Origin of the sequence: Vibrio sp. J1-1 (genome assembly GCF_021728395.1) — a bacterium.
In the GTDB taxonomy this organism is placed as follows: Bacteria; Pseudomonadota; Gammaproteobacteria; order Enterobacterales; family Vibrionaceae; genus Vibrio.
In genome coordinates this window covers 1-9,351 of the sequence record NZ_JAKKCM010000028.1, presented here as the reverse complement: position 1 = coordinate 9,351, position 9,351 = coordinate 1, and the positions used below count along the sequence as shown (strand labels likewise).

At 43.5% G+C, this 9,351-nt stretch carries 7 protein-coding genes; 1 reads left to right on the top strand and 6 read right to left on the bottom strand.

All coding sequences use genetic code 11. The features are described from left to right. Positions 1–312: 312 nt before the first annotated feature. Entirely contained in the window at positions 313–729 is a 417-nt protein-coding gene (locus L3V31_RS21525) for a nuclear transport factor 2 family protein (protein ID WP_237319213.1), read from the bottom strand. Positions 730–1,508: 779 nt separating this feature from the next. Between L3V31_RS21525 and L3V31_RS21520 the strand changes: the two genes are divergently transcribed. Then, a complete protein-coding gene (locus L3V31_RS21520) occupies positions 1,509–1,682 on the top strand; it encodes a hypothetical protein (protein WP_237319191.1) in 174 nt (57 codons plus the stop codon). Between the two features lie 7 nt (positions 1,683–1,689). Here L3V31_RS21520 and L3V31_RS21515 read toward each other — a convergent pair whose 3' ends face one another. From L3V31_RS21515 to L3V31_RS21495, 5 genes are all read right to left on the bottom strand, one after another. After that, a complete protein-coding gene (locus L3V31_RS21515; RefSeq protein WP_237319190.1) occupies positions 1,690–2,046 on the bottom strand; it encodes an immunity 8 family protein in 357 nt (118 codons plus the stop codon). A gap of 3 nt (positions 2,047–2,049) precedes the next feature. Continuing rightward, on the bottom strand, positions 2,050–2,337 hold the full coding sequence (locus tag L3V31_RS21510; protein ID WP_237319188.1) for a hypothetical protein: 288 nt from the start codon (positions 2,335–2,337) through the stop codon (positions 2,050–2,052). 32 nt (positions 2,338–2,369) lie between these two features. Further along, a complete protein-coding gene (locus L3V31_RS21505; RefSeq protein ID WP_237319186.1) occupies positions 2,370–3,011 on the bottom strand; it encodes a hypothetical protein in 642 nt (213 codons plus the stop codon). 323 nt (positions 3,012–3,334) lie between these two features. Further along, positions 3,335–3,751, bottom strand: a complete 417-nt coding sequence (locus L3V31_RS21500; RefSeq protein WP_237319184.1) for a hypothetical protein — start codon at positions 3,749–3,751, stop codon at positions 3,335–3,337. Between the two features lie 14 nt (positions 3,752–3,765). Further along, complete coding sequence (locus L3V31_RS21495) at positions 3,766–8,985, bottom strand: RHS repeat-associated core domain-containing protein (RefSeq protein WP_237319182.1); 5,220 nt, start codon at positions 8,983–8,985, stop codon at positions 3,766–3,768. Positions 8,986–9,351: the final 366 nt, after the last annotated feature.

Genomic DNA, 9,351 nt, shown 5'->3' with positions numbered 1-9,351 from the left:
TTGTACTTGCACCAGTTAGTGGTTTTGTAGCGAGGCTTCGGCATCTAATCAAAGTCAGTGAATGAATGTCCCTGATCTGATCGTAAGATTTTGATTTAGTTCATTCGATTTCCGCAACAAAGCCACTGAATGGAACAAAATCAATTCAGCCATACGTGACTGAATTGAAGATGGGTAAAAGTAAGGCAAGCCGCTGGGAGTAGGAAAAAGCAGTGTTGCAACTCGGTGTTAAACAGGTTTCTATCGCTACAATAAACGGCATCGACGGAGGTACAGTGTTCCGAAGTGAGTTTGATAACCTTGCTAAGTGAGCTATGCCCAGCCGAGCTGTTGAAGACTGATAGTATCATTCCATATTTTGGTCATATGCTTGATAAGATCACCTTCAAATTGAATCGCATAGACATAATCAGCTTCGACAGTCTTTCCTGTAGGATCAACCGGGCCACCTGGACCAGTTTGTGTGCCATGAAAGACAGAGAAAGCAGTAACAATATTACGCTCTTTGTCTTCTGAGAAGCTCTTTAATTCGTATCGGCCATCTGGAATAGGTGTTAATAGCCACTTCGTCCATTCTGTATAGGCTTCTAGGCTGTCAATATCTGCCAATGCGCCAGCCTGAGATGAAAAAGTTGCACCAGAGTGACAATAAGATTTGCATGCTTCCCAGCCTTTTCCTGTTTCACATGCGTCGAAAAATTTCATGGCGGTTTCTAATCTGTTGCTCATGAGTTACTCCACCTTTGTTTATTACTGTCCACTCTTTGGTATAGCACGGTTTCTTTGTTATATCAGCCAGCAGTATTCATTTAATACCTAATACAAACCCAATCGCTTCTTAAGCCAATAAAAAAGTTAGGTCAGTGAAAATGGCGGCTCTTTCAGGTAACTTGACAACTTTTCGATATAACGCCATAAGAGCCAATATTGCGCTTATAAACATTAGTTGCCCTAACTCGACCCCAACGTTAAAGAAAAGTAATGCCATTGGTACATCACTTTGTGGAAGCCCAATTTCTTTGAGTGTGCCAGTGTAATTTTTACTTCGGGGTTGTATTCGAGATGAAAAAAGTCGAACTTTAGGACAGAGAGCGTTCGAACAACTGCGTCATTCTTCAAGCTCATAAACTTGCAGATATTGTGAACGTGGGGAGGTTTTTGGTTTGGTCAAACTGAGTGTGGGAACCTTTGTTGTAACGTACAACAAATAGACTATTAAGACTTATGCGGCGAATATGAAAAAAGCCTGCAATGTATTTAAACACTGCAGGCTTTTCAATGTGATGTTTGCAGCAAAAGTCTGCATAGCCAAGTTCAACATTCAAAGAGTTACATCAGGAATTGAAGTATAAGTTGACATAATATTGCGTCAAAAAACTTCAAATTTAAACCATTCGAAAACTTCGCCGTTGTAAGTTTACACCATATATCTCGGTTTTTTAGTTAGAGCGACAAGACAACCTCATACAGCGTCACTGAAAGACTTTAACTCATTTGTGGACAAAATCTTGCCAGTGCTGTCCAGACTACATGTACATACCGACTTCTTGCTATTTGAAGAACATGAGCATGGCCCTGGTGACGATCTTGCGTTACAGCTAGAAGCGATCAGTCCAGAAGATGGGATACTGGAAGGCGAGCGGCTCAGAGATAAAAAAAGCCCGCATGTGATGCGGGCTTAGTCTGAAATTAAGCAGGAGAATAATCTTCAAATTCCCATAAACCAATTCTGCTCAATTTAGATGCTATGTCTGACCAATTATCTCCAACACAGCGATCACAGTATTTAACAATATGAGATTTAATTCGATCAATATCATAATCAAATACAATCATCATATGCCTACCAAATAAAACATCATTTTCAGAATAGCGAGATTTCAACCATTCAGGAGTACAAACCTGTATTCCAAACGACTCTTCACCATCTTCACCTTCTGGGCCGATCATAGCCTGAAGTAAAAAACCGAAATTTTCAGTGTCTTCAGGCCAGAAAGAATCAAAATCAACATCCGGTGAATATATTCTTTTTAGTTTCGCTTTCATTTACTAATCCACAATATCCAAGCGACCATTTCCTTGCCATTGCCCCTCGGGTTTGAACCGACGCTCTAAGTTGGCTTGTACACCTGTTGTAGCATGCGGGCTATTTGGCTTCGTTGAAGGCGGACGATATTGCCGGTAACCATCTTTACTGACTAATGTTTTTCCATCACTGGCAAGCTTGGGATCTTTTCCGACCCAAGCTTTACCCATCTCATCAGCTTGGCTTCTGGTTGTAGTACCGAGACCAAAGTTACCTTTTCCTTTAGCTGCATCACGAAGCTGACCGCTCATCTTAGCTAAGTCATCTCCCCTCTTTGTAACAACTAATTGTTAATTAATTTAGCAACATCATCGCTTTCAACCCTGGTTATATTTAAGTCGTTTAACTTTACTAATAGTTCGTCCACCTGCTCCACAACACCAATAAACTGAGTACTCACATGAGTATCTGATTCCGTTACTCGACAGATAAGCAAATTATCAAGTAAGTCGAGGGTTCTTTCCATCCCCATGGCATCAAGTCCCGTATCAGAATTCTTAAATACTTTCCAAACAGTAGCGATACTTGGCTCTCCATCAGGTAAAAATAGAAGAGAGGTATACTTAGCCTGAGTAATCGTATTTAAATCGAATTCTGACATAGACTCAGATAATCTTTTTACATACGAATAGATATTTGAGTCTTCATTTTTCCTAAGAAGGTCGTCATTAACAAGGCCTGATCTGAGCTGTTTTAAAAGCTTCAACTCCTGGACTTTCGAACCTTCGATAGAATGACCAACGGTTCTCCACTTCAAAGCTCTAGGCAGCCGTTCGCTGACGCTTGTAACAAGCGTTAGCCAAAGACTCAACAAGTCAGTAACCGACCGTTGAACAACAGTAATAGTTGCAAATCTGTGATCTATTACTGATGTTGTTTGTTCCCATGGTCTTATACCTACGTCATAAAGATAAATTGGTTTCATTTTTTCTGCCTAATTAAAGTAAGTATGCGAGTCACCGTTTCCGCCTAATGACTGTTTATTACCATCAGCTGACCGAACTTCGCTATTGAAATGAGGGCCGTGATTATCTAACTTATGGCCTAATGAATGTTCTCTAATCGTAGCCGTACTTCCATCCTGCCTCTTAAACTCATAAACACGACCTTCTACATGCCCATCTTGGTCACGTATTTTTTCTTTATAGACTTTATCTGGGTGCTGATTCCGTGGAACCCCAGCTTTTAGTTTCGCTTCTTTAAACGCGCCACTACGAGAAAGTGTACTGTTTGCCCCCTTTGTAACATTTAATTATCGAGAAATTCAGAAATTGCCTTCTCAACGTCCTTTTGGAACCCTTCGGCATATTCTACTTCACCGATAGCCTGAGCTTTTTCAAGCATCAAGCGCAAGCACTCCCTAACTCCATCAGCGACGCCAACTTTTAGGTCATTTTTATTTACACCACGCCAAAAGCTCTCAGGAAAAGCTAAGTCAATAGTGATTTCGGAATCCTTCTTGATATGCTTCATTCGCTCTGGCCCTTCAGAACCAAAATCACGAACTTTTCCGGATACTCGAAAGACTATTGAGAACATCACAATAGTTTTAAAGTACGCGCCCAGTATATGCTTCTTGAAACTATCATTGAGCGCTTTCTGGAGAGGCCAAAACAGATCGTCTGCTCTTGGGTCACCATATTGACCACTAATTTGAATCATCATAATTGTATTTCCTTCTACTTCGGCCGCCGAGAACCAGCCCAAGGCTCATTGTTTTTGGGTCCGGGGAACCTTTCTACCAGTCGCCTTTCTCTGTCGAGCATTTGATCTCTAGGCCCCCGTCGATATTCTTTGATTCTTCCTCCGGCTAGTTCTTTAGCCGAATATCGAGTGGAAGCATCTTGTGAAATACCCCACTTCTCAAAATTCCCATTTGCATCGAATTTGCCATACAAGGTGGCTTCGGTATCCGGCGTTCTGGTATTGCCATGAGAAGAGTTAGTAGAACTTTTTTTGGGGCCGCCATCGTAAGCAAATGTCCCATCAGCATTTCTCAATCTTCCATCGGCTGACCTCTTTGTAACTTTATTGTAAACACTCCCAACAAATTTTGCAGGCGCTTTGACTTTTTTCGCTACTACACCAAAAACAGCGCTTCCGAAAGTTTGGGCTGCAACCTGAAACTCTCCTGCAGCAAGCGCGCCTACAGTATCCACTGTAGCATTAGCCACATCAACAACAGTAGAAATAGGTGACAAATCGTACGCTAGCTCAGCGATGTCGCCCCATACACCCCACCCGGAGTCTTCTTCGTTCTCATCATTTTCGTCTTCATTCGAAATTGATTGCTCTTTTGGCTTAGAATCATTTTTTGATTCGCCACCACCTTCACCCGCTCTACCATTGCTTGAAGCATTCTTATCTTTTAAACCAGTTGAACCTGATTCTCCCGTTGAGTCTGACCCTTCAGCACTCAATCCTGTTGGGTCAGTGTACTTCAGCGGGTTATTCATCACATACGAATAACGGTTAAAGCTGTTCACTACATATGGGGACTGAACAAGCGGATCTGCGCTCGTAAAGCGCCCCAGATCTTGATCGTATACCCGACCATTCATATGGATCAACCCGACTTCAACGATTTCCTCATGCCCGGTATAGCCACGATTGGTGATAGCCGCCTGCACAACACTTGCCGCACTCTTATCTTGCCACTGCACATGACGCTGTTTGCCCCAAGTATCGTAACTGCGTTTTTCAACTACCAAACCATAGCCATCAGTCACCATATCCACTGAATCCAGAGCATCATAATGCAGATAACGCACTTGCTTATTTTTCAGTTGCTTTTGTCTGTCAATGGTCAGAGTGTTTAAGGCGATTAACTTGCCGTCTGCGAAAATAAAGTGCTTATGCTGAATTTCTCCCGTATTAAGATTTTTCACCCGCTCATAGGTTTTGCCAAAGTAAAATGTGACAGTGCCGTCTGAACTTCGCTTAAGGTAACGGTTGTGGTTTGCATCGTACGAGAACTCTACGGATTTACCATTACGCACGATTTTGATTGGCTTATTAAAAGGAGACCATCGCATTGTTTTCTCGCTCGACTGGCTACCTTTCGCTTTAGCGCTGAGCATATTGCCAGCAGCATCGTATTGGTAATCGAGGCCGTTTGCTTGTGTTACTGCATGTGGCCCAGCTCCGATCCCAGAGTATTGATAATCACCAATGTCAGACTTGTAACGAATGTTCCCCAATTTATCGTAACGGAAACTACGCTTACCCGTTAAATCCGGGTTATTTAATCCATGACGGGCTCTGTCGACCAAAACCATAGTATTGGTCTCGACTCGGTCAAGAGCATCATATGTCCAAACATCAGTGATTCCTAATTGGTCATCAAAACGCTGCGTTACGTTATTGTGTTCATCATATTGATAACGCAAATAACGAATATACTGGTTGTGCGAAGGTTTGCTCAATACATCTGAACTGTACACCTGATTGCCCTGGTGCGTCGCAATCGCATTCACTCGCCCCGTATGAACGTCATGCTCGTACGTGTTTATCAACCCATTTCCTAACATCTCGCTAAGCGTATGGTCAAATGCATCGGTCGCTTGACGTTGCCAGTAATAAACGTATGCCTCGTTTTTACTTGACTCTGCTATCTCTGAGTTGGTTAAGACAGTATTTAGCATGTCTGCCTGACTGACACCTCCGTTATGTTTACATTGCTGGCGTAGACTGTTGCTAACGTGAGTCCCAGCCAAATCGTTGGCAAACTCACAATACAAGCCGCTGAGTTGAGCCACTTTTTCAGACAAACCAATCATGTCTGCGGCCAGCGCTTTGTATTGCTTGTACTGGCGGTTTGCAATGTTGGCTGCCTGCTCTAGGTCTTCTGCCGCAAAAAGCAGCTCTCCACGAAGGGCATTATCGGCTTTTGCTGAATAGATATCGCCCTGACGCATCATATCTGGCGAACCGTCTTCATCGTAGTCGCCAGATAGCAGCATGTCTTTTGCTTGCGTAAGACTTAAACCTGCTAACATCTCTTCTGAAATCGTGGTGGCGGTCAGATTGTGCGCTTGTAATCCTGAAATCAAAGAATTCCCAGTATCTGCCTCTTTTTCTGACGTAATACGATAAATCTCTCCCTCTAAGGTCACATCCAGCGGGATGGTAATGTCATTGTGCAGCATGACCCATTTCGCGGGGCGTAAATAGCAGGTTTGTTGTACATCACACCACTGCTTATAACGCTGATGCCCTTTGAGCAATGCTGCTGATGTGCTGTCCAAGTTATAAACATCAATACGTTTTCTCTCGTACTCCACTTGTTTGGTGCGGAAGAATTGTTCCTGCCTTGAATATCGGTTGGCACGTTGTAGATAGGAGTTCGCTTGGCTAATGGCATCATTGAGTAACTGACGAATATCTTCTCGGAACTTAGCGCTCGTAAAAATATCGTCGGCGTACGTACGCGGGCTTCTGACTGCACCAAGATAGCCATATTGGTTGTACAGGTACTCAATGGCTAAACGTTGGTGGCCTTCTTTGCCTAATGCCGACTTTAGCGTTTTACCATCCGGCCTAACCTCACGCCCTAGACGCTCGAACTTATCGTATTCGTATTGTGTCGAGAAAATTTCTTGACCAACGGTAACCGCTTTTTCTTGCAGCAAGCCCGCTCGGTTATAGAAGTAATCCGTTCGCTGTCCCTTACCACTAAACCATGACAGGGTACCTAACGCACCACGTTCATCGTAGTGCCATTGCGAGTTCTCATCTCCTTCCTTTTGATCTACTTTTCGACCGATTGGGTCATAATCGATAGTAGTGACCACACCATTGGCATCTTGCTGGTACACGAGCTGGCCCAGTGCGTTGTATCGGTAATACCAATGGCCAATGTCTGGGTCGTCTAATTCGGTGCGATAACCTAAGTTATCGTACTTAACTTGCGTCACGTTACCAGCAGAATCAACGGTACGTTTGAGCTTTCCATCGGGGTAATACTGATATGTTTGGTAAGCACCAAGCGGCTCGTCCTTGCGGATAACATGCCCCATGACATTGTGCGTCGTACTGCTTTTGAAGCCGCGAGCATCGGTGCTCTCAATCTTGTACCCCTGATATCGAGTGGTGAATATCGATAAACCACCGCGATTGGCTGGCTCTACTCGTCGAATTTCTCGATCATAAAAGTCGTAATCAAACGTCACGCGGGGAGCTTCCCCTGTGTTTTTAAGGAACTTTGCCGCGGTCACAAACCGTTTTCGGCCATTTGCATCCCACTCAGTATCAACCACGATCCAGCGGCCATCAAACGCACGATGTAAACGTCTGACTTCACGGTCGTTATAGTCGTAATGAGTTTGTTGCTCTGAACCATCGGCTTTGGTGACCGTCATACAGTGTGCCGTGGTGACTACTGCGTTCGCACAGGCGCGCCCCACGTGGTATCTCTGACGCACAACATTTCCACTGCCAGGGAGAGTCACGAAAGTTTCTCGCCCAAACGAGTCATATTGATAACTCGTTTTACGCCCTTTTAGAGCACTGGTTTCCGACAGTAAACGCCCTTGCGCATCGTATTCCCAAGTGGTGGTGTGTCCTTTCGCATTCGTGGTGGCTTTCAGCTTAAGCCCATTTCCCTCATAGCTATAAATAGTTGTCCGTTGTTTAAGGTCACTGCCGAGTTTACTTTCTTCAAGAACATTTCCCCACGCATCGTATCGATACTTGATTGTCAGGTAACGGCCTGCCCCCGAGCCCGGTTCATACTCCGAGCCACTGGTGCGTACACTTGTCACCATACCTTGACTACTGTAGCTGTAATCAAGCTGAGTAGATTTACTTAGACCATGCTGCTGGTCTGTAACGACTGTAATACTGTGTTTCAGCGCACCAACTTTCCAATATTCATTTCCGGCTTGCGTGACACGCTGTGCAATTTTGGAAGTTGCAGGGTAGCCATTCGACACATAAGTGTTATCAATCCGTGTCGCAAACGTGTCTTGGGTGTGCTTCGCGCTCACAACCGTGCTTTCTTCTCGAGTTAATGCACCGAAGGTGTTCACAACACGGGAAATTGTCTCGGTTTTTTGTAACACACCTAGCTCATAGCTTTTCTTGATTACCTTTTTTGGGTATACCTGAAACGCATGCTTGGTTCGATTCGTCGATTGATATACAAACTCTGTTGAGGAGACTTTGTCTGTATCATTATAAACAAAGGGTCTCGCCCCTTTGCCTTGCTTATACACCGAAACGCTTTTCAGCTCTCCCGCTTTGTTCAAATCCAGCTGGTGATACTCGCTCACCGTAGTTGTGCTGACAAAATCATACTTAGTGTTTAGAAGTGAATTATTTGAATGAATAGTATTTAAAAGTGCATTAATTGAAAGAGAAGTATTTAAAAGTGAAGTATTTAAAAGTGGAGTATGTTCAGATTCAACCTCCGTGATTTTAGCAAAGCCTAAAAAACCGCCGCCTAGAGCATGTGATTTTGCACCTTCATAACGGTATGAATAGCGAGTGGCCGCATATCCTTTTGGCTCTTTAATCACGTCAGAGACCAATTGTTTCGCTGGGGTCGAATTTAAGAACGGATAATCAAAGTAACGCTTTTGCACATGAACAGTTTGGTCAGCCGCCGACTTGTACTTAATTTTGAACGTACGAGCGTGCTCTTTGATAACATTAATACGATCAATTTCAACCCCCGTGGATAAGTGTACTTTTGACGCTTTAAATGGAGGCCTCTCTTCAGCATAAGTCACATAATCATCAATACCATCACCATTGATGTCATCAACATGATACACATTTTTTGGCATGACCAGCGATTTGGACACATCAAATATAACCTCTTCCCGCTGATTGATGTACACTTTGCCATCAACATAAAAATCGAGATAACCATCCGCATTGTGGTCAATAAACTGCACAGTAATAGGGAGAGGTTTTGTGCTGCTGCCTATTCTTGAGAAACCAAAACTAAGAGTATTTGCATTTTCAAACTTCAAGCCATTAAACAGCGCCGTACGTAATGTAACGACCTTGCGTCGGTAGTCAATTTTATATCCAACACTGTCAAGGTATCCATCGTGATTTAAATCAGAGAAGTGGCAGGACCAATCTTTGGGGCAATATAATTTGAACGCTTTGGACGCTTGACTCGATAATGGGCTTTGTTGCGGAAATCGAATGAACTAAATCAAAATCTTACGATCAGATCAGGGACATTCATTCACTGACTTTGATTAGATGCCGAAGCCTCGCTACAAAACCACTAACTGGTGCAAGTACAATAA

What these genes read in the sequence shown, in the direction of transcription:
- L3V31_RS21500 (WP_237319184.1), bottom strand. Translation starts at nt 3,751, where the DNA reads ATGATGATTCAAATTAGTGGTCAATATGGTGACCCAAGAGCAGACGAT.
- L3V31_RS21525 (WP_237319213.1), bottom strand. Translation starts at nt 729, where the DNA reads ATGAGCAACAGATTAGAAACCGCCATGAAATTTTTCGACGCATGTGAA.
- L3V31_RS21510 (WP_237319188.1), bottom strand. Translation starts at nt 2,337, where the DNA reads ATGAGCGGTCAGCTTCGTGATGCAGCTAAAGGAAAAGGTAACTTTGGT.
- L3V31_RS21505 (WP_237319186.1), bottom strand. Translation starts at nt 3,011, where the DNA reads ATGAAACCAATTTATCTTTATGACGTAGGTATAAGACCATGGGAACAA.
- L3V31_RS21515 (WP_237319190.1), bottom strand. Translation starts at nt 2,046, where the DNA reads ATGAAAGCGAAACTAAAAAGAATATATTCACCGGATGTTGATTTTGAT.